The organism is Kribbella antiqua (assembly GCF_004345665.1).
In the GTDB taxonomy this organism is placed as follows: Bacteria; Actinomycetota; Actinomycetes; order Propionibacteriales; family Kribbellaceae; genus Kribbella; species Kribbella antiqua.
In genome coordinates, this window is sequence record NZ_SLWR01000015.1 from 131,602 (window position 1) to 157,100 (window position 25,499).

Below are 25,499 nucleotides of genomic sequence, written 5' to 3' on the forward strand. Positions count from 1 at the left end.
ACAAGTATGCAGGCGATCTGTAAAGCCTTTGCACGACGTGTCGATGGACGCCGGTGGTTGCCCGGGACGACGATGTGGACGATCGTCAAAGGTGGAGGTGCGCGGTGAAGGCGCTCGTGAAGGCCGAGGCGAAGCCCGGTCTGTGGTTGCAGGATGTCCCCGAGCCGAAGATCGAGGCCGACCAGGTCCTGATCAAAGTGCTGCGGACGGGCTTGTGCGGCACCGACCTGCACATCCAGAGCTGGGATCACTGGGCGCAGAAGAACGTGCCGGTGCCGATGGTGACCGGGCACGAGTTCTGCGGCGAGGTGGTCGAGATCGGCGTCGGTGTCCGCGATGTCGCTGTCGGTGACCTGGTCAGCGGCGAGGGTCACCTGGTCTGTGGCCGCTGCCGCAACTGCCGCGCAGGCCGCCGGCACCTCTGCATCAAGACCCGAGGTCTCGGCGTCCATGTCCCCGGAGCCTTCGCCGAGTACGTCGCTCTGCCCGCGAGCAACGCCTGGGTTCACAAGGACCCGGTCGACCTGGATGTGGCCGCGATCTTCGATCCGTTCGGGAACGCCGTACACACGGCACTGTCTTTCCCGCTGGTCGGTGAGGACGTGCTGATCACCGGCGCCGGGCCGATCGGTGTGATGGCCGCAGCGGTGGCTCTGCACGCCGGCGCTCGCAATGTCGTCATCACCGACCTGTCGGAGTACCGGCTGGACCTGGCCCGGAAGATCGGTGTCACCCGGGCGGTGAATGTCGGTTCGGAGAGCATCGCGGAGGCGCAGCAGAGCCTGGGCATGCGCGAAGGGTTCGACGTCGGGATGGAGATGTCCGGGCAGCCGGCCGCGCTGCGCGACATGCTCGCCAACATGACCCACGGCGGCCGGATCGCGATGCTCGGGCTGCCGTCCGACGAGATCGCGATCGACTGGAGCACGGTGGTGCTCAACATGCTGACGATCAAGGGCATCTACGGCCGGGAGATGTTCGAGACCTGGTACTCGATGTCGGTCATGCTGGAGCGCGGGCTGGACCTGACGCCGGTGATCACCCACCGGTTCGGGTACGGCGACTTCGAGCATGCCTTCGACGTCGCCCGGCAGGGGCAGTGCGGCAAGGTGATCATGGACTGGACGACGGAATCCCTGGAGGAGAAGCACTGATGTTCGGGCGGATGCGGGACGACCTGACGGCGACCATCGGCGAGATCCGGGACGGCGGGCTGTACAAGTCCGAGCGGGTGATCACCTCACCGCAGCAAGCGTCGATTTCCGTTGCTAGTGGCAAAGAAGTTCTGAACTTCTGCGCGAACAACTACCTCGGCCTGGCCGACCACCCTGAAGTGATCGCCGCGGCTCGGGAGGCGTTGGACCAGTGGGGTTTCGGGATGGCGTCCGTACGTTTCATCTGCGGCACGCAACAGATCCACAAGGACCTGGAAGGTGCCCTGAGCAACTTCCTGGGCAGTGAGGACACCATCCTCTACAGCTCCTGCTTCGACGCGAACGGCGGCCTGTTCGAGACCCTCCTCGGCGCCGAGGACGCGGTCATCTCCGACGAGCTCAACCACGCCAGCATCATCGACGGCATCCGCCTGTCGAAGGCCAAGCGCTACCGCTACAAGAACCGGGACATGGGCGACCTCGAGGCCCAACTCAAGGACGCCGCCGATGCCCGCTACCGGCTGATCGCCACCGACGGCGTCTTCTCGATGGACGGGTACGTCGCGCCGCTGGACGAGATCTGCGACCTGGCCGACCGGTACGACGCCCTGGTCATGGTGGACGACTCGCATGCGGTCGGCTTCGTCGGCCCGGACGGCGCCGGTACGCCGTCGCTGTTCGGCGTGAAGGACCGCGTCGACGTACTCACGGGCACGCTCGGCAAGGCACTTGGCGGGGCATCCGGCGGTTACGTCTCGGGGCGGCGCGAAATCGTCGAGTTGCTGCGGCAGCGCTCCCGTCCGTACCTGTTCTCCAACTCCCTCGCGCCGTCGGTCACCGCCGCGTCGCTGAAGGCCCTCGAACTCATCGGCGGCTCCAGTGACCTACGCGACAAGCTCACCGCCAACACCAAGCTGTTCCGCTCGAAGATGGCCGAGGCCGGCTTCGACGTACTCCCGGGCGATCACCCGATCTCCCCGGTGATGATCGGCGACGCCGCCGAAGCCGGCCGCCTGGCCGACAAACTCCTCGAACTCGGCGTCTACGTGATCGGCTTCTCCTACCCCGTCGTCCCCCACGGCAAGGCCCGCATCCGCGTCCAACTCTCAGCAGCCCACTCCACCGAAGACGTCGAGCGAGCCATAGCCGCCTTCATCGAGGCCCGCGCCGCCCTCACCTGACCCTGCCCTAGGGTGATCCGGTTCGTCCGGGTGAGGGAGGGCCATGCGTCGGGTGCTGGTTGTTGCTGCGGTTGCGGGTTTGTGGGCAGTCGCGGGATGTGGTGGGGGTGGTGGCGAGGCGCCGGTTGCGGCGAGTCCGAGTTCCTCCGCCGGGCCGACCGCGAAGCCCAGTGTTGTGCGTAGTGCTCCGGTCGTCACCACGACGCCTGCGCGGCTGAGTGTGGCTGCCGCCGGCAAGAGGTATCTGGCGGTGACACGGCCGTACAACGTGGCGCTGGAGCGGTTCGAGAAGGCAGCCAACAGCGGCGCGTCGGTGTCAACGCTGCAGGCACAGGCTCGAGCGGTGGCCGCCGCGAACCTGACTGAGTCGCGGCAACTGCTCCTGATCGCCTGGCCGACGAAGGTCAACAAGCAGATCCGAGCGCTGGCAAAAGCCGATGCCGCGGCTCGCCCACACTGGTTGCAGGTCGCCGCGGCCGACAGCCTCTCGGACATGGCGCGGCACGTGAAGCTTGCCTCGGCCGAGAGCGGCAAGGCCCCGGCCGCCGAAATCCGCCGCCTCCTGGGCCTCCCGAAGTACGACGAGAAGGACTACAGCTGAGTCGGAGGTGGTGCCATGCGTGGCACCACTTGCGGTACCATGGCTGCGTGGCGATGAATCTGCGGCTTCCTCCTGAGATCGCCTCGGCGCTCCAGGCTGAAGCTGACCGCACCGGCCGGTCTCAGCAGGAGATCGTGCGCGAAGCCATCGGCCGCCATCTCCACCTCACCGAGGACGAGACTCAGACGAGCGACCGGGAACGGGCAAGAGCCGCGCGAACAGTGCAGCCGGCTCGCGTGGCGTACCGCAAGGTGACGCCGAGGCTTCGCCTGCCCAAGGGGACCACTAGCCTCGAACTGCTCGATCGAGACGACCGTTTCTGATGCGGCTGTACGTCGACAGCAGCGCCCTGATCAAGCGAGTGATCGTCGAGGAGGAATCCGCCGAGCTGGTGGATTTCCTCGATGTGCACTATCAGCAGGGTGATCTGCTCGCATCGTCTTCACTGGCCTTGGTCGAGGTCTCCCGCGCTGTCCTTGCGCGGGTGAAGTCGCCGGCCGGCGCCGGCGACTTGATCGACGGCGCGATGTCCGGCGTCGACGAGCGTCCGATGACCGCGGAGGTGGTCAGTGTCGCCCGCCGGATCGAACCGCTGATACTGCGCAGCCTCGATGCGCTCCACCTCGCGACTGCGGTGCTGATCGACGCCGATCTTGTCGTCACGTACGACGATCGGCTGGCGGACGCGTGCCGCCGCAACTCTCTCGCCGTCGAGTCGCCTGGTCGCAACTGACATTTGTCGGCGCCGCCGGGCAGGATGCGGGTATGGCGAAGCTGAGTGCACAGGCGGTCAATCGGGCGACGTTGGCTCGGCAGATGTTGCTTGGGCGGGCGGAGGTGTCGGCGGTTGAGGGGGTCGCCAGGCTGGTGGGGATGCAGGGGCAGGAGCCTAAGCATCCGTACGTCGGGTTGTGGTCGCGAGTCGACGGGTTCGAGGAGGGGCAACTCGATCAGGCGGTTCAGGATCGCGAAGTGGTGCGGGCGACGTTGTTTCGCGGGACCTTGCATCTGGTGACCGCCGACGACTATCTGCGCTTCCGCAGCACCCTGGCTCCGGTGCTGGAGGCGGGGCTGAAGGTGCTTGGGGATCGGGGTGAGGGGCTTGAGCCGGCAAAGGTGATCAAGGCTGCCCGGGCGCTGCTGAAGAAGGAGCCGTTGACGTTCACCGAGGTGCGGAACGCGTTGCAGGAGAAGTTCCCGGGGGTGAACGAGCGGGCGCTCGGGTTCTGCACCCGGATGATGGTGCCATTGGTGATCTACCCGACCGACGCGCGTTGGTCCTGGCCCGCGAACGCGCGGTTCACCCCGGCCGAGGACTGGCTCGGCTCCCCCGTCGAACAGAACGCCGTACCGGGGGAGCTGGTCGTGCGGTATCTGGAGGCGTTCGGGCCGGCGACACCGGCTGACTTCCAGACATGGTCCGGGCTGCAGAAGGCGAAGCCGTTGTTCGACGAACTGGAGCTGGAGCAGTTCACCGACGACAGCGGGAAGACCCTGTACGACGTACCGGATGCACCGCGGCCTGACCCGGACACCCCCGCGCCCGTGCGGTTCCTGCCGGAGTTCGACAACCTGCTGCTCGCGCACGCGAAACGCGAGCGGATCATCGCCGATGAGCACAAGCCCGCCGTGTACACGAAGAATCTCCGGGTCAAGGCGACCTACACCGTCGACGGCCTGGTCGCCGGTCTGTGGACAGCCGAGAAGAAGCGTGGTGTGGCAACTCTCACGCTGACTCCGTTCGGGCGTACGACGAAGAAGGTCGCGGCGGAGCTGGAGCGTGAAGGCGACGGGCTGCTGCGCTTTCTCGAGCCCGATGCCAAGGCCTATGAGGTGGTTACTGCCGGTTAATGAGGTTGTTGTCACACGTCAGATGACTGGGACAGAGCCCTCCGGCCCGGTGGAATGGACAAATGAGCACAGTCCCCACCATCACTCTGGACAACGGCGTCGAGATCCCGCAGCTGGGCCTGGGGGTCTGGCAGATCGAGGACGAGATCGTCAGCGACGTCGTCACGACCGCGTTCGAGGCCGGCTACCGGCACATCGACACCGCGGCCATCTACGGCAACGAATCCGGCGTCGGGCGGGCGATCGCCGCATCCGACCTGCCTCGCGACGAGCTGTTCGTCACCACCAAGCTGTGGAACAGCGACCAGGGCTACGACACCACCTTGAAGGCGTTCGACGCGAGCCTGGAGCGACTCGGTCTGGCGTACGTCGACCTGTACCTGATCCACTGGCAGTCGCTGCAGAAGGACAAGTACGTCGAGACGTGGAAGGCGTTCGAGCAGTTGTACGCCGACAAGCGGGTGCGCGCGATCGGCGTGTCGAACTTCCACGAGCCGGCGCTGCGGCGGCTGTTCGAGGAGACCGAACTCCGGCCGGCGGTGAACCAGATCGAGCTGCACCCGGCGCTCCCGCAGGACGAACTGCGCGCGTTCAACGCGGAGAACGACATCGTCACGCAGGCGTGGAGCCCGCTGGCTCAAGGCGAGCTCCTCGCGCAGCCGGCTTTGCGAACGATCGCGGACAAGCACGGCAAGACGCCGGCCCAGGTGGTCATCCGCTGGCACCTTCAGCTGGGCAACGTGGTGATCCCGAAGTCGAAGACGCCGAGCCGGATCAAGGAGAACATCGAGGTGTTCGACTTCCAGCTCGACAACGACGACATGGCCACGATCGCCGACCTCGAAACCGGCGTCCGCACCGGCGGCGACCCGGACGTCTTCGGCTGACCCACCCCATCCCACCCCGCCGCGACAACAGCCCTGGTCCACGTCCCGGCTCCACCCCGGCCCATTTGATGGGTTCACCCATCAGCTTGTGGGTTCGCCCATCGCATGGCGACGGGTAACCCACAACTTGATGGGTGAACCCATCAAATGGGGCCGTGCCGGGTGGGAGAGATATGGGGGCTACAGCAGGTCGAGGAAGCGGGCGAGGACTGGGGAGCGGTTGTCCGGGGACCAGGCTACGGAGAGTTGCCAAGGTGGTAGGTCGTCGGACAACTCGCGGTAGACGACCGCATCCGGGTTCGACGGCGGGGTCGGGCCGATGAGCAGTGAGACCCCGAGCCCCGCCGCCACCAGCGACACGATCGTCTGTACGTCGGCCGCCTCCTGCTCGATCCGCGGCGTGAACCCGGCCGCGCGGCAGTAGCCGACGATCGTGTCGTGTACGGCGGGTCCGCTCGACCGCGTGTAGAACACGAACGGGTCCTCCGCGAGTTCCTCGAGCCTGATCCGCTTACGCCGTACCAGCCGATGCCGGGCCGGAAGCACAGCCAGCAGCGGGTCGTTCGACACCACGCGCGTCAGTAGGCCTGCCGTAGGACCAGCCGTGGTACGCGCGCCCTCAGGAGTCGCCGGCCGCATCAGACCGACGTCGATCCGGCCGTCGCGCAATGCCTCGGTCTGCCGGATGGTCGTCACGCTCTCCAGATCGAGCACCACCTCCGGATAGGCCTGCCGGAACGCACCCAGCAGCCGCGGCAGCACCTCGAAGGTCGCCGACTGGACGAAGCGCAACCGCAGGGTCCCGAGCTCTCCGCGCTGAGTCCGCTGCGCCGTACGAACAGCCTCATCCGATCGCCGCAACAGATCCTTCGCGTCGGCCAGGAAGGTCTCACCCGCCGCGGTCAGCACGAACCGGCGTCGTACCCGGGCGAAGAGCTCGACCCCGAGATCGTGTTCCAGAGCCGCGATCTGCCGGCTGAGCGACGGCTGGGTCAGATGCAGCCGTACGGCGGCGCGGCCGACGTTCATCTCCTCGGCCACCACCACGAACGACCTGAGCTGACGCAGTTCCATACCTCAGATCATGCACCAGACACATCAACTCTGCGAAGAACTTTCATTGGACGTATCAAGGTGCGAGTTCCTACCGTCGAAGAGTCGAAAGGAACCACCACCGTGACGTACATCCCGTTCTCCGTCATCAAAGCAGTCCACGAGCAGACCCACTCCGCTCTCCCGAACGCCCCGGTCGTCCCACCCGTGCCGCGGCGACCACGCCGCCACCCGCTGCGCGCGGTACGCGGCCTGCTTCGCCGGCAGCCCGCGCCGGAAGCTCCCTTTGCGGAAACAAATGAGCGCCTGGCGGCTACTTCTTTCCGCAAAGCGCTCCCGGACGGGGAGGCCGCGGCTGGGTTGTGCGAGGGTGAGGTTCGTGATCGAGGTTCGAAGGTTGCGGGTGCTGCGCGCGCTTGCTGATCACGGCACCGTGACCGCGGCCGCCGAGGTGCTGCACCTGACGCCCTCGGCGGTTTCGCAACAACTGGCGGCGCTGGAGTCCGAGGTCGGTCAGGAACTGCTCGAGCGCCGCGGCCGCCGGGTCGCGATCACCTCGGCCGGCCGTCTCCTGCTCGCCCACACCGACGCGATCCTGACCGAGGTCGAACGCGCCGAACAAGCCATGCGCCTGCACGCGAACGGCACCACCGGCGAGGTCCGCGTCACCGCCTTCGCCACCGCGATCAGCCTGCTCGTCGCACCCGCTCTGGCCCGCCTCCGCGAGACGAACCCCGGCCTCAGCCTGGTCATCCGTGACGCCGAAGGGCACCAAGGCATCACCCAGCTCCTCGACGGCGACGCGGACCTCGCCATCGCCGTCGAGCACCGCGGCTCACCCCGCCCGGACGACCAACGCCTGCGCCAGATCCCCTTGTACGCCGAGCCATTCGTCGCCGTACTGCCACCGACACACCCGGCTGCCGCGGCAAGCACGATCGAGCTGCCCATGCTCGCGGCCGACGACTGGGTGATGCCGTCCCCCGGCAACCCGATCCGCGATGTCGTCCTGCTCGCCTGTGAACAGGCCTGCTTCCAGCCCCGTGTCGTCCATCAGTCCGACGACTTCCGCGCCGTCGCCGCACTGGTCGCCGCCGGCGCCGGCGTCTCGCTCGTCCCGCGTCTCGCCGTACCGTCGCCGACGCTCGCCCTCATCCGCCCGCTCCCCGAACCAGCGCCGACCAGACGTGTGTACGCCGCCGTCCGCCCAAGCCGCGCCGACCACCCGCTGGTCACCGCGACTCTCGCCGTACTGACCGAGGTCGCCGAGAAGCTCTAGCGCAGGCGGGCGGCCGCCGTGCGCGTGAGGGTTTCGAAGTGAGTGACCGCGATGCCTTTGCCCATTTCGCGGAATCTGTTCGTACGCCGCCTTGGCCGCGCGGGTGTCGTCGTACCGGGTCAGCCATTGGGTGCCAGAGGCATCCCGACTGGTTGCCACAGGCCACCAAGCTCCACCCCACCACAACCACCCCAGCCACCACGGTCACCCGCCGCAGTCCCCGTCCGTTCACGGCCCCAGCCTTCTCGTTCGATGTTGTTCTCAGGACGCCACCGAGCCCGAGTTGGTTCAGAGCCCCGGGTGGTCCGGACAGCACCAATTGCAGGTTGATGCAAAAGGGTGACGAAACGAGCCTGATAAGCCTTCTAGACCAGTATGCTCACCGTCCGTGTTCGGAACGACGAGAAAGGTGGATTGAGATGGGTTCGCAGCTCCGGCGCGCCGGTGCTACCGCGGCGGCGATAGTGTTGAGTGCCGCCCTGGTGGCGTGTGGTTCGGACCAGCCCAACGCCAGCGGGTCGCCGGCGAGGGAGAGTACGTCGACGCCCGCGGAGAGTACGCCGACGCCAGCGGGCCTGACTGGCGATTGGAAAGCCGACCCCGGCCAGGCCGATCGCGTCCAGCAGAAGCTGACGGCGACCGGGTTCCAATGCTCCAAGAGCAGCGACGCCCAACTGGACCTGCGGTTGTGCTCGGCAACCAAGCAGAGGAAAGACGAGTATGGCTCGGCCCTTGTCGCGCAGGGCATCCTCCGGTACGCGTCGGACGCGCAGGGCACGGTGGTGCTCGCCAACGTTTGGGCCGGCGGCCCGTACGAGGACAAGGCCGCGTACGAGAAGCTACTCGCCGGGGCGGTGCTTCCAGCCACCGATGCCGCCGTGTTCGCAGCTGACGGCGAGACGTTGGAATGGGGCAAGGTCGTCGACAACGGCGACTCCGGCAAGTATCTGGCCGTCAAGGGCTGGACCCCGGCCAAGCCACTGATCTCGAGTGCGCTGCCGCTGAAGATCAGCAAGGAGAAGGCGCTGGCTCCGCTCCAGGCGGCGAAGCTGCAGTGCAAGTTCTCCGACCGGGACAAGTGGGGCACCGCGCGCAAGGCTTTGGAGTGCACCGACCCCGCCTTCAAGGTCAAGGAGGAAGACGGTTCGATCGCCGGCGCGACCGCCGACCTGGTGGCGGTCGACGAGGGCGAGGGCATCTCGACGATCGTGTTGGAGGGCGCGCACGCCAAAGTACCGGCGGAGAACGCCCGCGGTGCGAAGCTACTGATCCCGCGCGCGGTCGCGATCGACCCGAGCCTGCAGGAAGCCGCTGACTGGCTGACCAAGAACCTGGATGTGCTGCCTCGCGCTGCCTATGTCGGGCAGTGGCTGGTGACGACCACGGTGGTGCGCGAAGGCGGGATCACCAGCTGGCCGATGGTACAGGCCACCATCACGACGGAGAGGCTCAACCTCGGCCTGCAGACCAGAGGCACCGAGTGGGAGTCCCTCCAGACCGAGACCCCTGATGACTCCGCGACTGAGACCACCTCTCCGTCGGAAACCCCGAGCAACTGATCGGCACGAAGGCACGACGGGTAGGTCCCCCGTCGTGCCTTCGTGTTCTGCTCCGCTCCCGTCAGGCGCGGCGGCGACCGTCCAAACCCACTGTGGAAACGCGGGCGATGAGGGCGCGCGGGGTGAAGCGGGCGGCGGCGGTGAGGAGTTTGTAGCGGCGGCTGGGGATGGAGATCGCCTTGCCGCGCATCAGGTCCTTCCACGCGGCGTCGACCAGGTCTGTCGCGTCCAGCCACATGAACGACGGGATGATCGTCTTGTCCATCCCCATCCGCTCGTGAAACTCGGTGTGCACGAAACCGGGGCACAGCGCCATCACCGCAACGCCCTTTGCGTGCAGCTCGACGGCGAGCCCGGCGGAGAAGTTCGTCACCCAGGACTTGTGCGCACTGTACGAACCGCGCTGCAGGAAGCCGGCCACCGAGGACACGTTGATCACCGCACCCGAACCGCGTTCGATCATCGGCAGTACGGCGGCATGCGTCAGCCGCATGACCACCCGAACCAGCAGATCGAGCTGCTTCTCCTCGACCTCGACCGGATTCGCCCAGAACGGCTTCTTCTGCCCGAAGCCCGCGTTGTTGACCAGCACCTCGATCGGCCCGGTGCGGAACCGCTCCTCCACCCGCGCCAGGTCGTCGCGATCGGTCAGGTCGGCCACGAGTACCTCGCACGCGACGCCGTGCAGCCGGGTGAGCTCGGCCGCGGCTTCCTTCAGCCGCGCCTCGTCCCGCGACACCAGCACGAGGTCGTACCCCTCCAGCGCCAGCTTGTCCGCGAACGCCCGGCCGATCCCGGTCGCCGGTCCGGTGATGAGCGCAGTCGCCACGTTGCCTGTCCTCCCGTAGGTACCAGCCCCCAGTCTGTCACTACTCTGGACGGATGCTGGCGAACATCGACACCTGGGTGCTGGACCTCGACAACACCCTGTACCCGGCCGGCTCCGCGCTCACGGAGCAGGTCACCGCCGGCATCCTCGGCGCGATTTCCCAGGTGTACGGCGTTGACGTCGTCGGAGCCCGGCAGATCCAGACCGAGCTGATCGCCCAGCACGGCACGTCACTCAGAGGCATGATGACGACCCGGAACGTCGATCCGCACGACTTCCTCAGCTTCGAGCGGCGGATCGACTATTCGGTACTGACGCCGGACCCGGCCCTCGCCGAGGCTCTGAGCGCACTCCCAGGCCACCGCTACGTCTACACGAACGGCTCGGCCTACCACGCCGAGCAGGCGCTGCGGCAGCTCGGCCTGACCGCCTGCTTCGACGGCGTCTTCGACATCCTCGCCGGCGACCTGATCCCGAAGCCGTACCCGGAGAGCTTCGACGCCTTCCTGGCCCGCTTCACCGTCGACCCCGGCCGCGCCGCCATGTTCGACGACCTCCCGGTCAACCTCGAGGTCCCGCGGGCCCGGGGTATGGCGACGATCTTGGTCGACGGCGCCGACGGGACGCCGTACGAGGAAATCGGGCCGCGGCAGTGGCGGGCCGGCGATCTAGCGAAATTCCTTCACTCCTTGACGGCTCCCGAGGTCAGCCCCTCGACGATGTAGCGGCTGGCGACCGCGAACAGGATCATCGTCGGGACGATGCTGAGCACCGCGGCCGCCGACATCGAGCCCCAGTCGATGTTGTAGCTGCTGATGAAGCCGTTCAGCGCCGCCGGGACCGTCTTGTTGCTGTCGCTGTTGAGCAGTGTGACCGACAGGAACAGCTCGTTCCAGCAGTTCACGAAGTTGAAGATGTACGACGCCGCGATCCCCGGCGTCATCACCGGAACCAGCACCCGGAACAACGCCGACAGCCGCGAGCAACCGTCGACCATCGCCGCCTCCTCCAGCGAAGCCGGCACGTTCTCGAAGAACCCGCGCAGCATCACCGTGCACAGCGGGATCGACATGGCGACGTACACCAGGACCAGGCCCCAGCGACTGTCGACCAAGTACATCCGGGTCATCAGGATGTAGAGCGAGCCGAGCGCGATGAAGCCGGGGATCATCTGCGTGACAAGGAACGCGCCCATCACCGCGCCCTTCGAGGCGAACTCGAAGCGGGCCAGCACGTACGCCGACAGCAACGAAACCACTGTCGCCAGCGCCGCCGCGACCAGTGACACGATCAGACTGTTGCCGATGAAGACCCCGAAGTTCGACGTACCGAACAGGCCGCGGTAATTCTCCAGCGACCACGAGCCCGGCCAGTACTTCAGCGGATACGCGAAGATCGTGCCCGGTTCCTTGAACGACGTGATCAGGATCCAGTACAGCGGAAACACCGTGAAGATCAGGCAGATCCCGAGCCCGCCGAACTTCACGATCCGGCCGGCAGGTGTCTCTGAGCGGATCATGCGAGACCCTTCCGCGGCCGGATCGCCAGCAGGTAGAAGACCGCGAACAGCATCAGCACGAACACGACCATCACGCCCATCGCCGAAGCGCGTCCGTAGTCGCCCTCCTGGGTCACCTGGATCATGTACGACGTGACGATGTGCGTCTCGTTCGCCGGGCCACCACCGGTCATGCCGAAGATCAGTTCGGGTGAGTTGAAGATCCAGATCACCCGGAGCAGCACGGTCAGCGCCAGCGTGGTCCGGATCGACGGGATGGTGATGCTGAACAGCGTGCGTACCTTGCCGGCGCCGTCGATCGCGGCCGCTTCATAGAGTTCCTCGGGCACCGACTGCAGCGCGGCGAGGATCATGATCGCGAAGAACGTCACGCCGTACCAGACGTTCGCGATGATGACAGCGACCATCGCGTAGCGAGCGTCGGCCAGCCACGGCACCGGGGTGTCGATCAGGTGCGTCTTCATCAGCAGGTCGTTGACGACGCCGAACTCGCCGTTGAACATCCAGCGGAACAGGATGCCGATCAGGAAGCCGGACACCGCCCACGGGAAGAACACCAGCGCCTGGTACGCGCCGCGGAACCGGAACTTCCGCCGCAGCCACAGCGCCATCGTGAAGCCGATCAGGAACTGCGGCACCAGCGAGCCGACCACCCAGATGACGGAGTTCTTCACGGTGCCGCGGAACATCTCGTCGTGCAGCAGCGCGCGGAAGTTGTCCAGCCCGACCCAGGAGGTGTCCGACAGGTCGTTCAGGTTGTAGTTCCGGAACGCCATCTGGATCCCGCTCAGCAGCGGATAGTAGGTGAACAACCCGACGAACACGATCGCCGGCGCCATGAACGCCAGCAACACCAACGCCGTCCGCCCACTGAACCGCCGCCGACCACCGACCGGCCGCCTCGGCGATGGTTTCTGCAGAGCCGGCCGGTCCGTTTCAGTCAGAGCCATCTGATTACTTTCCGGCCCACTTGGCCGTCCAGAACTCGTCCCAGCTCTTCAGGATCTCGGCCGGCTGCGCCTTCCCGGTGATCAGCTTCTGTACGTCGGCATCGGACTTGTTGCCCCACTCGGTCGACCAGGCGACACCACGCGGCTGCGTGACCACGATGTAGGTGTCCGGCGACTGGTTCATCGCGACGTACGACGCCCACGGGCCGTCCTTGAAGAACGGGTCGTCGGCGGCCGACTTCAGGATCGGGACCAGGCTGTTCTCCTTCGAGAACGTCATCGCGGCGTCGCCCGAGGTCAGGAACTTCACCAGTTCCACGGCTTCCTTCTTGTGCTCACTGCCCGCGGCCACACCCCAACCGGCGTTCGCCAGTGGCTGCGCCGCCTTACCAGTCGGGCCTACCGGCAGAGGCGCCGTACCCCACTGGTCTTCCTTGATCGTCTTGGACTGCTTGACCGTCGCGATCACCTCGGGGTCCTGGAGCAGGAAGCCCGTCGTACCGGAGGTGAAGCCTTGCACCATCTCCGGGTAACCCCAGCTGACCGACGACGGCGGGGCCGCGTTCTTGAACAGGTCGAGGTACAGGTTGAGCGCGTCGACCGCCTTCGGCGACGAGAAGATCGTCTTGCCGTCGGTGAGCTTGAACGCGTTGTCCTTGTTGATGTCGTCGATCACGTAGCCCGAGATCACCGCGATCGCGTTGCCGCCGGCACCGAGACCACCGCGGAACGAGTAGCCGTAGACGTTCTTCTTCGGGTTGTTGATCTTCTTCGCCTGCTCGACCAGCTCGCTCCAGCTCTTCGGCGGGCCGCTGAAGCCGGCCTGCTGGACCAGGTCCTTGCGGTAGAACAGCGACAGTCCGTAGAAGCCGTACGGGACCATGTACGAGTGGCCGCCCTGCTGCGTCACCTTGAGCGCGTTCGGAGTGAGCGCGTCGAGGCCGTCCCAGCCCTTTAGGTCGGGCGCCATGTCGTAGATCCACTTGTTGGTGGAGAACGGGCCGACAGTGGTGTCACGCACCTCGAGTACGTCGACTCCCTTGCCGGACTGCAGCATCTGCTGGATCTTCTGGTCCGCCTGGTTGGTCGGCGGCGAGATGAGCTGCACCTTGATCCCGGAGTTCTTCGCCTCGAAGTCGGCGATCAGCTTCTTCAGCAGCGCGGTCCGGGTCGGGTTGGTCAGGCTCTCGACCATCTGCAGGCGGACCTCGCCCTGCGCCTTCTCGGCCGGGCCGGGACCGCAGGCGGACAGCAGCAGTGCGGCGGCCGTCGCGGCGGCGGCGAGGGATGCGAACATCATGCGTGGCCGGTGGGACATGGCGCGGTCTCCTGAGGGGATGTGGGCCAGGGGATGGTTTCAGATGTTGGCACTGACATCTGATGAATTGGTCGACCTTCACCGCACCTTAGCGATCGTGACGCAGGGACGGCAAGGTTTCCGCGATAAGATGTCTGAGGACTTACAGGTTAGAGGAGGTGGCGACATGGCAGCCACGGACAAGGCGCTGGCCGGCCTGCGCCAGATGATCGCGTCCGGCGAGCTCGGCCCGGGCGCGAAGTTCCCGCCGGAGCCGGAGCTTTGCGACCACCTCGGCGTGTCCCGCAGTTCCCTGCGCGAGGCGGCCCGGTCGCTGGCCGCTCTCGGCGTGATCGAGTCGCGGCACGGCTCCGGTACGTACGTCTCGGCGCTGGACCCGGCCGAGATCATCAGCCGGTTCTCCCTCTCGGTCGAGCTGATTCCGCTAGAGGGCGTGCTCCAGTTGATGGAAGTACGGCGCGTGCTCGAGTCCCATGCCACCGCCGCAGCCGCCGCCCGCCAGGACCCGGACCTTGCCGACCGGCTGAGCGACATCCTGGATCGCCTCGAGGCGACCACTGACGCGACCGCGATCCAGCAGCTGGACGCCGAGTTCCACGGCACGATCTGTATGGCGGGCGGCAACCCGACGGTCACCGCGCTCTGCGATGTGATCCGTGGCCGCGGCGGTCACTACCGCATCTTCGAGCCGGGCGAGGAGTTCGACGCGATCAAGCAGACCAGCGACCGCGGCCACCGCGCCATCCTCGCCGCCATCGCCCGCCGCGACCCGGCCGCCGCGGCCACCGCCGCCTCCGCTCACATAGCCCAAACCGAACTATGGCTCCGAGCCCTCCGCCCGGAGCCACAGCCCGACCTTCCAGACGCTTAGGCGTCGACCGCGACCTGGATTTCCTCTGCTGTACGGCGCTTCGCACGGAAGGCCAAGGTGAGGACGATCGCGCCGGTCAGGGTGATGGCCGATGCGACCAGGGCCGCAGTGTGCATTGCGTGGATGAAGGTGTAGTTCGCGAGATCGACCAGGTCCGGACGACCGATCGCGCGTGCCACGTGACGAGTCGCCTCAGCTGATACCCCGGCGTCTCTTATGGTCGCGGGCAGGTGCGGCTCGACCTGGTGCTGGTAGGTGGACGACACAATCGTCCCGAGGACGGCGACACCGAGGACACTGCCGACCTGGCGGATCGCATTGTTGACGGCCGATCCCGCGCCGATGCGCTCCATCGGCAGCGTCGCGATCACCGCGGCTGTGGTCGGCGCGACGGCCACTCCGATCGACAGGCCGGCCAGAGCGCCGACCGCCGCGACCCAGACGAGTGACGTGTCGACGTCGTACGTCAGGTTGAGGGCGTGGCAGAGGGCGAAGGCGACCAGCGCCGTACCGGAGATTCTCGCGACACCGAAGCGAGCCGCCAGCCGTGCGCCGATCGGCGAACCCAGCACCACACCTGTTGCACTGGGCAACGACATGAGGCCTGCGTCGAGAGCGCTCATGCCGCGCGCGCCTTGCAAGTAGAAGGCCAGGTAGAAGCTTTGTCCGGTGAGCGTCAGGAACAGGGCCGCGAGCGCGAGGTTGCCGGCCGCGAAGCGGCGGTTGCGGAAAAGCCGCGGGTCGAAGCTGGGCTCGCTCTCACGCCACTCCGAGTAGATGAATGCGGCGAGCAGTGCAAGACCCGCCGCGATGCTTGCCCACACCTGCCAGCGGTTCCAGCCACCTTGGTGACCGCCCTCGATCAGCCCGTAGGAGAGACCGAGCAGACCGAGTGTGGACAGCGCGAGACCTCTTGGGTCGAGTCGGCGACGCTGTGGGCTACGGGGATTCGGCAGGACGAGTGCGGCACCGACGAGGCCGGCCGCGACGATCGGCAGGTTGATCAGGAAAACCGAGCCCCACCAGAAGTGGTCGATCAGCAGACCGCCGAGAACCGGTCCGACGGCGACGCCCAACCCGGCCGACGACGACCAGACCGCGATCGCACCGGCCCGGCGCTCCGGCGGAAAGGTCCAGCCGATGATGGCCATGGAGGTGGGCATGATCAGCGCGCCACCGAGGCCCATCGTGGCGCGGGCGAGGATGAGCTCGACCGGCCCGCCGGCCCAGGCCGCCCAGGCGGACGAGGCACCGAAGACGACCAGCCCGAGCATCAGGACGGTCCGGTGACCGTAGCGGTCGCCGAGGGCGCCGGCCGCGAACAGCGCGGTCGCGAAGAGCAGCGAGTAGACGCCGATCGCCCATTGCAGCTGCCCGGGCGTCGCGCCGAGGCCGTCGACCGGGTCGGCGAGGCGTTCGAGGGCGATCCCGAGGACGGTCGAGTCGATCCAGATCAGGATCGCCGAGACGACGAGGCTCGCGAGGATGCGGCGTTGCCGCGGGGGGTCGATCGAGGACACGAGGTCTCCTATGATTGACAGGACCCTGACAAGATCGAGTGTCGCTTGTTTGACAGGAACCTGTCAATCTCTTCTCCCGGCAGAATGAAGTCATGGACCCCGACGAACCGACCGGCTGTGTCACCTTCCTGGTCCGGCACGCCTGGCTGAGCATGCGCGGCGCCCTCGCCACCGCCCTCGACGAGCACGGGCTCTCGGTGCAGCAGTACGGCACCCTGCTGCTGGTCGCGGCCAAGCCCGGCAGCACCATCGCCGAGGTCGGCCGCGAGGTCGGTACGGCGCGGCAGTCGGCGAACGAGCTGATCGCCGGAATGGAACGCGCTGGCCTGGTCGAACGCCGGGCCAACCCGAGCGACCGCCGTACCCAGCAGATCCACCTCACCCCGGCCGGCGAGCAACGCCTGGCCGACGCGGTCCCCGCCGTACGCAAGGTGGAGGCCGAGCTCGAAGCCTCGTTCACCGACGCCGATCGCGCCGCCGCCCGAGCCTGGCTCCGCCACATGGTCGAAACCCTTGACGGCTGACCAGGCGGGTTAGGGTCGGGGCATGCGTGAACATGCTCAGCGGTTGAGCGGGCTCGGGACCACGATCTTCGCCGAGATGTCCGCTCTGGCGGTGGCGACCGACTCGGTCAACCTCGGCCAGGGCTTCCCCGACACCGACGGGCCCGCCTCGCTGCTCGAGGACGCGATCGCCGCGATCCAAGCAGGCGCCAACCAGTACCCGCCCGGCCGCGGCATCCCCGCGCTGCGGCAGGCGATCGCCGACCACCAGCAGCGGTTCTACGGGTTGACGTACGACCCGGACACCGAGGTCCTCGTCACCACGGGCGCCACCGAGGCGGTCGCCGCAGCACTGCTCGCGTACGTCGAACCCGGCGACGAGGTGATCGCGTTGGAGCCGTACTACGACTCCTACGCCGCCGGTATCGCCTTCGCCGGCGGCCGCCGCGTCCCGGTCACCCTGCGCGCTCCGGACTTCCGCCTCGACCTCGACGAGCTCCGCGCCGCCGTCACCCCGCGCACAAAGGTCCTGCTGATCAACTCCCCGCACAACCCGACCGGCACCGTCCTCACCGACGACGAACTCCGCGGCATCAGCGCCGTCGCCATCGAGCACGACCTGGTCGTCATCACCGACGAGGTCTACGAACACCTCGTGTACGACGGCCGCCGGCACAAGCCACTGGCGTCGTACGACGGAATGGCGGAACGCACGATCTCGATCAGCAGCGCGGGCAAGACCTTCTCCGTCACCGGCTGGAAGATCGGCTGGGTCACCGGGACGCCCGCGGCGGTCACAGCGGTGATGACCGCGAAGCAGTTCCTCACCTTCACCTCCGGCGCCCCGTTCCAGCCTGCCGTCGCGAAGGCACTTGCCCTAGGCAACGACTACTACGACAGCCTGCGTTTGGACCTGCAGTCTCGCCGCGACCTCCTCTGCGACGGCCTGGAGGCACTCGGCTTCGGCGTCCACCGCCCCCAAGCCACCTACTTCGTCACCACCGACATCCGCCCCCTCGGCCACACCGACGGCGTCGACTTCTGCCGCATGCTCCCCGAACGCACCGGCGTAGTAGCCATCCCCCACCAAGTCTTCTACGACAACACCACGTTCGGTCGGCCCTTGGTCCGCTGGGCTTTCTGCAAACAACCCCACGTCCTCCAAGAAGCCCTCAACCGCCTCACCAAACTGTAGGCATGGGCAACAGCAGGCAGCTTGTGGACGACACAAGACACCAGCCAGTACTTGTGAGAGACTGTGCGTAGCTCACCTCGCGCTGCTTGGTGAGAAGTGAAGCTGGGATTCCCGCCGGAATGACGGGCCCCAGCTTTCGCGCTTTCTGGGCAGTTGATCATCGGATGTCGACCTGATGGACCGTGACCATCTCGGCGATCGCCGTCAACCACTGATCCTCGCCCAGGATCGCGGCCGACATCGCGCCCGCGACCGCGTCCGGCAGCCACAGCATCGGCTCACCGGTCGGCCTGGCAAATGTCACCTGCAGCTCGTGCGAGATCAACCGCTTGCGGCGAGCAGAGTCGACCAAGCGAACATCGCGCCTGTCCTGAGCCGCTGTTCGGGACTCCATTCTGACTTCTGACACACCGAGCTGATCCAGCTCGTAGAGCAGCCGCTCAAGGCAGCACCTGCGAGCACGCTCCTGTTTCGACCTCTCCATCGGTGTACCGACCGTCAGGATCGCGGCGATGTCCATCCGGCCAACGGCTTCTGCAATGAGATGGCGCCGTTTCGGCGACTCGGCGACCCAATGGAGCCGAACGCCAGGCCGAATCATTAGCGCCCGGAGCTCGTGCCGGAACTCTTCGCAGTGAGCAGGGTCCGCGACAACAGCCGCCATCGTGTAGGTGCCGGAACCACCGGGCGGCCCGATGATGACAGATTCATCGACCCAGGCGAAAAGATGGAAGGCGGCTGCCATGGTAAGCATCAACGGATTGTGCAGGAATCTGTCGTTGCGCGGTTGGCGCCATCCACAGGGTTGGCGGGGCAGCTCGGGGCATCGTGGGGCAGATCGGTTGAAGGCCTGGAACGCGCTTTTGCGCCTTCTGAGCGGGCAGCAGGTCAGCTTGGGAGGAAGGGGGCCAGGGAATCGGGGTCTCGGGTTATGGCTGTGGTGTTGTCGTCGGCGGTGAGGATGGGGCGTTGGATGAGGATGGGGTGGGTGACCATGGCCTTGATCCAGTCCGGGCGGTGCGCGGCGTCACGAGGCAGGTCGCGGAGGGGTTGGGCGGCGGGTTCGTTTTGGCGGACGAGGTGCCAGGGTTCCAGGTTGAGGCGGTGCAGGACCTCGGTGAGCTCTTCGGCTGTGGGTGGGTCGTCCAGGTAGCGCCGTACGGTGTAGGTGACGCCGGCCTCGTCGAGGGCGTCGGTGGCGGCGCGGCATTTTGAGCAGGCCGGGTTGATCCAGATCTCCACGGGTGAGGTCCTCGTTCGTCAGCGGTGGTGGAACCAGAGCTTGGTGGGTTGCTGGAGCATCAGGATCAGCAGGGCGGTGTGGATCGCGAGGCCCAGGATGCTGCTGGGCAGGGCCATGATGCCGCCGGCGATGCCGATCGCGGCGACACCGATCAGCAGGTAGCGGGCCCACGGGCGGCGCTTGCGGAGAAAGATCGCCGGGAGGAAGTAGACAACCGCGCAGAAGAGGGCGGCGGCCACGGCGACACCTTCGTTCTCCTTGGAACCGGTGAGGACCTCGGAGATCTGTTCGCCGGCGGAGGTCAATGCCAGGCCGGCGAGCAGGATGCTGAGCGCGCCGAGACCGAACGTGATCACCGCGGCGATGGTGACCTGTTTGGGCGGGGGCTGATGCGGATCCGCGGCAGCGCCGTACAGACCGCCGTACGCACCCGGGCGATCGCCGTACGGACGATCACCGTACGGCGTGACGCCGGGCGGCTGTGGCGTGGTCGAACCGCCGAAGACGCCCTGGTACGGCCCGGGCCGATCCTCGGTCGGATCGTTGCGGTCCTGCTCACTCATTGCCTGAAGAGTTCCTTCCACCTACCCCCTGCCCCGATCCTCCCATCCCAGCCAAACCAGTACGCGCGTCCCACCCATGAGCGGGGGCGAGTGGGGTACACGATGGGTGGGTTGGATCGCAGAGGAGGGGTGTGGGAATGCGGTTCGGGCTCGATGTGCCGATCGACGGAGCGTATGCAGATCCGCGGGTGTTGGGGCGGTTGGCTGCGGAGGCGGAGCGGGCTGGGTGGGATGGGTTCTTCGTCCAGGATGTGTTGAGTTCGGGTGAGGCGGTCGCCGATCCGTGGATTGCGTTGACTGCGGTGGTTCTGGCGACCGAGCGGCTGGCGGTTGGTTCCATGCTCACGCCGTTGCCGCGACGGCGGCCGTGGGAGGTCGCCAGGCAAGCGGCGACGCTCGATCGGTTGAGCGGCGGACGGTTGATCTTCGCGGCTGGGCTCGGGTACGCCGAGCAGGACTTCACGCCGTTCGGTGACTCGTGGGATCCGCTGGTTCGCGCGGAGAAGCTGGACGAAGGGCTCGACATCATCAGCGGGTTGTGGTCGGGCGAGCCGTTCAGCTATCGCGGCAAGCACTACGAGCTTGATCAGGCGATGCTGCGGCCGGGACCGCTGCAGTCGCCGCGGATCCCGGTCTGGTTGGCCGCGGGGTGGCCACGCCGCAAGCCGCTGCGCCGGGCGGCGCGTTGGGATGGCGTGTACCTGATGACGGTCCGGCAGGACACCGAGCAGTTGCTCTCCCCGGACGACGTCGCTCAGGTCGCGGACTTCCTTCGCGAGCAGCGTGGCGACGGGTCGACCGGGGAGATCGCATTCAATCCCGAGGAGAGCTCGGATGCCGGTGAAACCCGGGATCGTGTTCAGGCCTTCTCGGAAGCCGGGGCCACCTGGTGGTTGGAGCTCGCACCTGATGGTGGCCCCGATGCCTATCTCGAGCGGATCCGCAGCGGCCCGCCACGGTCCTGAGGCAGGGTTGCCGGGGACCACTGGCAACCCTGCGTTGGGTCAGGCGGGGACTACATCGAGGGCGTCCTTTGCCTCGTTCAGCAGGACCTTGACGGTGTCGCCGTCGCGGACCGTACCGGAAAGGAGGCCTCGGGCCAGTTCGTCGCCGATCGCCGACTGGACCAGGCGGCGGAGCGGGCGGGCGCCGTACACCGGGTCGTAGCCGGTCAGGGCGAGCCACTCCATCGCGTCGTCACCGACGTCCAGCGTGATGCGGCGGTCGGCCAGGCGGCGCTGCAGGGCGTTGATCTGCAGGGCGACGATCTGGGTGAGTTCCTCGCTGCCCAGGGCGTCGAAGAGCACGATCTCGTCCAGCCGGTTGATGAACTCCGGCTTGAACGACTGCCGTACGACGGCCATCACCTGGTCGCGCTTGGCCTGGTCGTCCAGGGTGAGGTCGGCCAGGTACGCCGAACCCAGGTTGCTGGTCAGGACCAGGATGACGTTGCGGAAGTCGACCGTACGCCCCTGGCCGTCGGTCAGTCGGCCGTCGTCCAGCACCTGCAGCAGGATGTCGAAGACCTCGGGGTGAGCCTTCTCGACCTCGTCGAGCAGGATCACCGAGTACGGGCGCCGGCGAACAGCCTCGGTGAGCTGGCCACCCTCCTCGTACCCGACGTAGCCGGGCGGGGCACCGACCAGCCGCGAGACACTGTGCTTCTCGCCGTACTCCGACATGTCGATCCGGACCATGGCCCGCTCGTCGTCGAACAGGAAGTCGGCCAGCGCCTTCGCCAGCTCGGTCTTGCCGACACCGGTCGGGCCGAGGAACAGGAAGCTACCGGTCGGGCGGTCGGGGTCGGAGATCCCGGCCCGGGCCCGGCGGACGGCGTCGCTGACGGCCGTGACCGCCTCACGCTGGCCGATCAGCCGGCGACCCAGCTCGTCCTCCATCCGGAGCAGCTTGCCGGTCTCGCCCTCGAGCAGCCGACCGGTCGGGATGCCGGTCCACATCGCGATGACCTCGGCGATCTCGGTCGGGCCGACCTCCTCGTTCACCATCGCGTCGGGGCCTTCGGCCGGCGGCTCCGCGTCGGCCTCCTCGAGCTCCTTGGTCAGCTGTGGGATCTCGCCGTACAGGAGCCGGGACGCGGTCTCCAGGTCGCCGTCGCGCTGGGCGCGCTCGGCCTGGCCGCGCAGCTCGTCGATCCGCTCCTTGATCTCGCCGACCCGGTTCAGCCCGGACTTCTCCCGGTCCCAGCGGGCCTCCAGCGCACGCAGCTCCTCCTCGCGGTCGGCGAGGTCGGCGCGCAGCCGCTCGAGCCGCTCCTGGCTGGACGGGTCCTCCTCGCGGGACAGCGCGAGCTCCTCCATCTTCAGCCTGTCGACCGTACGGCGAAGCGAGTCGATCTCGACTGGGGACGAGTCGATCTCCATCCGCAGCCGGGACGCGGCCTCGTCGACCAGGTCGATCGCCTTGTCCGGCAGCTGGCGGCCGGAGATGTATCGGTTCGACAGCGTCGCGGCGGCGACCAGCGCGCTGTCGGAGATGGCGACCTTGTGGTGCGCCTCGTAGCGCTCCTTCAGGCCGCGCAGGATGGCGATCGTGTCCTCGGCCGATGGCTCGCCGACGAACACTTGCTGGAAGCGTCGCTCCAGCGCCGGGTCCTTCTCGATGCGAGTCCGGTACTCATCCAACGTCGTGGCACCGATCATTCGCAGTTCGCCGCGGGCCAGCATCGGCTTCAGCATGTTGCCGGCGTCCATCGCGCCCTCACCCGTCGCGCCGGCGCCGACGACGGTGTGCAGCTCGTCGATGAAGGTGATGATCTGCCCCTCGGACTCCTTGATCTCGGTCAGCACCGCCTTCAGCCGCTCCTCGAACTCACCGCGGTACTTCGCGCCCGCGACCATCGCGCCGAGGTCGAGGCCGATCAGCCGCCGGCCGCGCAGCGACTCGGGCACGTCACCGGCCACGATCCGCTGGGCCAGCCCCTCGACGACGGCGGTCTTGCCGACGCCCGGCTCACCGATCAGCACCGGGTTGTTCTTGGTACGACGGGACAGCACCTGAACCACCCGGCGGATCTCGGAGTCGCGCCCGATCACCGGGTCGAGCTTGCCGTCGCGGGCCCGCTCGGTCAGGTCGACGCCGTACTTCTCCAGCGTCTTGGTGGTGCCTTCCGCCTCCGGTGAGGTGATCCGGCGGTTGCCGCGCATCTTGTCGAACGCGGACAGCAACGCGTCCGCGGTCACGCCCAGCGCGGTCTTCGCGTTCCCCTCGACGGTGGCGAGCGAGATCAGCAGATGCTCGGTGGAGACGTACTCGTCGCCGAGGCCAAGGGCCCGCTGCTCCGCCTGATTGAGGACATCGCTGGTCTTGGGCGACAGGCTCGGCGCCTGCACGCTCCCGCCACTCGCCTTCGGCAACCGGCTCAGGAATTCGGCAGTACGACGACGTACGGCGTCGATGTCGGCACCGGCGGCCTCGAGCACACCGACGGTGGTCCCCTCGGGCTGCGCGAGCAGCGCCGACAACAGGTGAATGGGCTCCACGGTCGGGTTGCCCGCCGCGGAGGTCTGACGGATCGCGACCGACAGGGTTTCCCGGGCCAGCGTCGTCAACCGCTGAACGTCCATCTGGTTCCAGCCTTTCAAGCTCAAGCAACAACAGTCACTGACTACAACCTATCCAAACTTGAGTCCATTCCACTCAACTCTGCCAAATCCCCGGGACAACTCAGGGTTCCTCACTACTAGTTGTATCCGTTTCACCTCCCTCGGTTGATCCCGATCTGCCCGCCTGTGGACAACGCAAAGGGGTGGCGCGACAACCGCGCCACCCCTTTGCCCTTCGCCATCGCCGACTGGGGAGTGTTACCCACCTGGATCAGCCGGCAGGACTCCCCAAAGCCGAACAACAGTAGAGGCCGCTGCTGCGCGAGGGGTCGGGCGAGAAGTGCGTTGAGCCGGCGTTCGACTGTGGCCACCGTGTCGTCAGCAACCGCTTACCGGCGGCAATCTCCCCACACTCGACTGCGAGCTCCGCGACGGAAGCCGCCGTGCCGCCCGGGCTCCGCGACTGAAGCCGCCGTGCCACACCTGCGATCCGTTCAGTACTGGTAGGCGCCCGCGTCCCAGCGGGTGGTGGTGGAGAGGTCCTTGCTGGCGAGGTCGTAGTCGTAGCCGGCGTCTTCGCCGCGGCCGATGGCGGGGCTGCCGGCCTTGAGGCGGAGGTCGGTGGTGCTGGTGTAGAGCGGGTCAGCCTTGACCGAGTTCGGGCCGAGGGTGAACTGGTAGACGCTGCTCTGGTACACGCCGCGGGCCTCGTCCGCCGCGTCGGCCGGGTTGCCGGTGTCGAACGAGTCGTCGTACCCGACCTTCTTGCCGACCTTGACGATGTTGCTGCGCAGTTTGAGGATGTCCGGGCCGCAGCCGGCGTCGCAGCTCCAGCCGTCGCCGTTCGGCAGGTAGACGGAGTTGTTCACCGCCAGGGTTCGCATCACCGGCCCGATGTTGCTCAAAGCGCCCCGGGTGATCAGGAAGGTGCCCGACGGCTTCGTCGAGGTCACGCTGTTGTAGGCGAACACGTTGTCGTCCGCCGTCTTGCCCGCCTCGTGCCCGAGTTCGGTGAACGTGTCGTTGTCGGCCGTCTTGTTGTACTCGATGCGGTTCCGGTTGCCGTTGAAGATCTCCACCGCGGCACCGTCGTACGTGTAGTCGATGCTGGTGGCGAAGCTGCCGGTGATGGTGTTGTGGCGGATCTTGTTGTCGTCGCCGTGGACCAGCAGGCCGAAGGCGCCCGAGTCGTTGTCCGGCTTGCTGTCGTTCACGCTCATCTTGTTGTTGTCGACGATCGTGCTCCAGCGGACCTCGTTCCAGTCCGAGCCGTCGGTGATCGAGACCCCGACGACGTTGTTGTCGGCCTGGATGGTGTCCATCACGATGCTGTCGCCGAACAGTTCGAACCCGGCCCAGTTGCAGCCGCTGGCCCGGAGGTCGCCGATGAAGTAGTCCGAGCCGGTGACGGCCACGCAGTTGAGCACCGGCCCGCCGATCTTCGGCAGGGCGCCGGAGCCGTAGGCGCCGACGACGATCGGTGCCTCCGACGTACCGGACCTCGACAATGTCAGCGTGCCGGTCCAGGAACCGCCACGTTTGAACAGGATCTGGTCGCCAGGGTTGAACGCGAACCCGTTCACCTTGGCGAGGCTCTTCCAAGCCGTGCCGGTGGTCGTTCCCGCGGCGGAGTCGGAGCCCGCGGACGAGTCGATGTAGTAGGTCACCGCGGCCGGAGCGGCCTGCGCCACGCCGGCGGCGGCGATCAAGCAAGTAGTGGTCAGGGCGGTTGTCAGTACTGCGGCTAGCTTGTGCACACGGTCCTCGTTCTGAACGGGGGCGCAGGCCACAGCGGCGTCGCAGATATCTTTCAGCCACGCACCCCCAGTAGTCAACCGGTCACCGCTGCCCGGCCACCAC

25 protein-coding genes are annotated in these 25,499 nt (G+C 67.1%); 14 read left to right on the top strand and 11 right to left on the bottom strand.

The genetic code is table 11. The features are described from left to right. The first annotated feature begins 104 nt into the window (after window positions 1-104). The 7 genes from tdh (at window position 105) to EV646_RS34340 (ending at window position 5,674) form a co-directional block, all read left to right on the top strand. Complete coding sequence (gene tdh, locus EV646_RS34310; protein WP_132156141.1) at window positions 105-1,154, top strand: L-threonine 3-dehydrogenase; 1,050 nt, start codon at window positions 105-107, stop codon at window positions 1,152-1,154. Next, a complete protein-coding gene (locus EV646_RS34315) occupies window positions 1,154-2,335 on the top strand; it encodes a glycine C-acetyltransferase (RefSeq protein WP_132156143.1) in 1,182 nt (393 codons plus the stop codon). The genes tdh and EV646_RS34315 overlap by 1 nt, the downstream gene beginning before the upstream one ends. 175 nt (window positions 2,336-2,510) lie before the next feature. Then, complete coding sequence (locus tag EV646_RS34320; protein ID WP_132156145.1) at window positions 2,511-2,936, top strand: hypothetical protein; 426 nt, start codon at window positions 2,511-2,513, stop codon at window positions 2,934-2,936. 53 nt (window positions 2,937-2,989) lie between these two features. Beyond that, window positions 2,990-3,259 (top strand): ribbon-helix-helix protein, CopG family, encoded by a 270-nt coding sequence (locus tag EV646_RS34325; protein WP_241996522.1) that lies wholly within the window; start codon window positions 2,990-2,992, stop codon window positions 3,257-3,259. Beyond that, complete coding sequence (locus tag EV646_RS34330; RefSeq protein WP_132156149.1) at window positions 3,259-3,669, top strand: type II toxin-antitoxin system VapC family toxin; 411 nt, start codon at window positions 3,259-3,261, stop codon at window positions 3,667-3,669. Before EV646_RS34325 ends, EV646_RS34330 begins: the two co-directional genes overlap by 1 nt. A gap of 32 nt (window positions 3,670-3,701) precedes the next feature. Beyond that, window positions 3,702-4,787 carry a winged helix DNA-binding domain-containing protein gene (locus EV646_RS34335; RefSeq protein ID WP_132156151.1) on the top strand — a complete coding sequence of 362 codons (1,086 nt, stop codon included), beginning with the start codon at window positions 3,702-3,704 and terminating at the stop codon, window positions 4,785-4,787. 62 nt (window positions 4,788-4,849) lie between these two features. Further along, on the top strand, window positions 4,850-5,674 hold the full coding sequence (locus EV646_RS34340) for an aldo/keto reductase (RefSeq protein WP_132156153.1): 825 nt from the start codon (window positions 4,850-4,852) through the stop codon (window positions 5,672-5,674). 180 nt (window positions 5,675-5,854) lie between these two features. Here EV646_RS34340 and EV646_RS34345 read toward each other — a convergent pair whose 3' ends face one another. Then, window positions 5,855-6,748: a LysR family transcriptional regulator gene (locus EV646_RS34345; RefSeq protein ID WP_132156155.1), complete on the bottom strand. Its 894-nt coding sequence runs from the start codon at window positions 6,746-6,748 to the stop codon at window positions 5,855-5,857. Window positions 6,749-7,106: 358 nt separating this feature from the next. On the opposite strand from EV646_RS34345, the gene EV646_RS34350 reads away from it, so the two are divergent. Both EV646_RS34350 and EV646_RS34355 read left to right on the top strand, forming a co-directional pair. Further along, the gene (locus tag EV646_RS34350; protein WP_132156157.1) at window positions 7,107-8,006 is read left to right on the top strand and encodes a LysR family transcriptional regulator; all 900 of its coding nucleotides are present in this window, start codon (window positions 7,107-7,109) and stop codon (window positions 8,004-8,006) included. A 419-nt stretch (window positions 8,007-8,425) separates the two neighbouring features. After that, window positions 8,426-9,565: a hypothetical protein gene (locus tag EV646_RS34355; protein ID WP_132156159.1), complete on the top strand. Its 1,140-nt coding sequence runs from the start codon at window positions 8,426-8,428 to the stop codon at window positions 9,563-9,565. A 61-nt stretch (window positions 9,566-9,626) separates the two neighbouring features. Here the strand turns inward: EV646_RS34355 and EV646_RS34360 are convergent, their stop codons facing one another. Then, window positions 9,627-10,394 carry an SDR family NAD(P)-dependent oxidoreductase gene (locus tag EV646_RS34360; protein ID WP_132156161.1) on the bottom strand — a complete coding sequence of 256 codons (768 nt, stop codon included), beginning with the start codon at window positions 10,392-10,394 and terminating at the stop codon, window positions 9,627-9,629. A 53-nt stretch (window positions 10,395-10,447) separates the two neighbouring features. On the opposite strand from EV646_RS34360, the gene EV646_RS34365 reads away from it, so the two are divergent. After that, entirely contained in the window at window positions 10,448-11,119 is a 672-nt protein-coding gene (locus EV646_RS34365; RefSeq protein WP_132156162.1) for a pyrimidine 5'-nucleotidase, read from the top strand. On the opposite strand, the gene EV646_RS34370 is transcribed toward EV646_RS34365, so the two are convergent. From EV646_RS34370 to EV646_RS34380, 3 genes are read right to left on the bottom strand one after another with little or no spacing between them, the layout of a single operon-like run. Continuing rightward, window positions 11,077-11,913, bottom strand: a complete 837-nt coding sequence (locus tag EV646_RS34370) for a carbohydrate ABC transporter permease (RefSeq protein WP_132156164.1) — start codon at window positions 11,911-11,913, stop codon at window positions 11,077-11,079. The two genes, EV646_RS34365 and EV646_RS34370, sit on opposite strands and share 43 nt — an antisense overlap. Continuing rightward, window positions 11,910-12,863 carry a carbohydrate ABC transporter permease gene (locus tag EV646_RS34375; RefSeq protein ID WP_132156166.1) on the bottom strand — a complete coding sequence of 318 codons (954 nt, stop codon included), beginning with the start codon at window positions 12,861-12,863 and terminating at the stop codon, window positions 11,910-11,912. The genes EV646_RS34370 and EV646_RS34375 overlap by 4 nt, the downstream gene beginning before the upstream one ends. 4 nt (window positions 12,864-12,867) lie before the next feature. Continuing rightward, on the bottom strand, window positions 12,868-14,181 hold the full coding sequence (locus EV646_RS34380) for an ABC transporter substrate-binding protein (protein WP_199237364.1): 1,314 nt from the start codon (window positions 14,179-14,181) through the stop codon (window positions 12,868-12,870). 166 nt (window positions 14,182-14,347) lie between these two features. On the opposite strand from EV646_RS34380, the gene EV646_RS34385 reads away from it, so the two are divergent. After that, on the top strand, window positions 14,348-15,052 hold the full coding sequence (locus EV646_RS34385; protein WP_132156168.1) for a FadR/GntR family transcriptional regulator: 705 nt from the start codon (window positions 14,348-14,350) through the stop codon (window positions 15,050-15,052). Here EV646_RS34385 and EV646_RS34390 read toward each other — a convergent pair. Next, window positions 15,049-16,572 carry an MFS transporter gene (locus EV646_RS34390; RefSeq protein ID WP_199237365.1) on the bottom strand — a complete coding sequence of 508 codons (1,524 nt, stop codon included), beginning with the start codon at window positions 16,570-16,572 and terminating at the stop codon, window positions 15,049-15,051. The two genes, EV646_RS34385 and EV646_RS34390, sit on opposite strands and share 4 nt — an antisense overlap. Window positions 16,573-16,664: 92 nt before the next feature. On the opposite strand from EV646_RS34390, the gene EV646_RS34395 reads away from it, so the two are divergent. Further along, entirely contained in the window at window positions 16,665-17,096 is a 432-nt protein-coding gene (locus tag EV646_RS34395) for a MarR family winged helix-turn-helix transcriptional regulator (RefSeq protein ID WP_132156170.1), read from the top strand. 22 nt (window positions 17,097-17,118) lie between these two features. Further along, on the top strand, window positions 17,119-18,270 hold the full coding sequence (locus EV646_RS34400) for a pyridoxal phosphate-dependent aminotransferase (RefSeq protein ID WP_132156171.1): 1,152 nt from the start codon (window positions 17,119-17,121) through the stop codon (window positions 18,268-18,270). A 157-nt stretch (window positions 18,271-18,427) separates the two neighbouring features. Here the strand turns inward: EV646_RS34400 and EV646_RS34405 are convergent, their stop codons facing one another. The 3 genes from EV646_RS34405 to EV646_RS34415 form a co-directional block, all read right to left on the bottom strand. Then, window positions 18,428-19,024 (bottom strand): hypothetical protein, encoded by a 597-nt coding sequence (locus EV646_RS34405; RefSeq protein ID WP_132156173.1) that lies wholly within the window; start codon window positions 19,022-19,024, stop codon window positions 18,428-18,430. A 134-nt stretch (window positions 19,025-19,158) separates the two neighbouring features. After that, a complete protein-coding gene (locus tag EV646_RS34410) occupies window positions 19,159-19,512 on the bottom strand; it encodes an ArsC/Spx/MgsR family protein (protein WP_132156175.1) in 354 nt (117 codons plus the stop codon). Between the two features lie 18 nt (window positions 19,513-19,530). Beyond that, window positions 19,531-20,076 (bottom strand): ABC transporter permease family protein, encoded by a 546-nt coding sequence (locus EV646_RS34415; RefSeq protein WP_132156177.1) that lies wholly within the window; start codon window positions 20,074-20,076, stop codon window positions 19,531-19,533. Window positions 20,077-20,213: 137 nt separating this feature from the next. Between EV646_RS34415 and EV646_RS34420 the strand changes: the two genes are divergently transcribed. Continuing rightward, window positions 20,214-21,041: an LLM class flavin-dependent oxidoreductase gene (locus EV646_RS34420; protein WP_206752057.1), complete on the top strand. Its 828-nt coding sequence runs from the start codon at window positions 20,214-20,216 to the stop codon at window positions 21,039-21,041. Between the two features lie 39 nt (window positions 21,042-21,080). Here EV646_RS34420 and clpB read toward each other — a convergent pair whose 3' ends face one another. Beyond that, window positions 21,081-23,660: an ATP-dependent chaperone ClpB gene (clpB, locus tag EV646_RS34425; protein ID WP_132156181.1), complete on the bottom strand. Its 2,580-nt coding sequence runs from the start codon at window positions 23,658-23,660 to the stop codon at window positions 21,081-21,083. A 473-nt stretch (window positions 23,661-24,133) separates the two neighbouring features. Next, window positions 24,134-25,396 carry a hypothetical protein gene (locus tag EV646_RS34430; RefSeq protein WP_132156183.1) on the bottom strand — a complete coding sequence of 421 codons (1,263 nt, stop codon included), beginning with the start codon at window positions 25,394-25,396 and terminating at the stop codon, window positions 24,134-24,136. Window positions 25,397-25,499 lie beyond the last annotated feature (103 nt).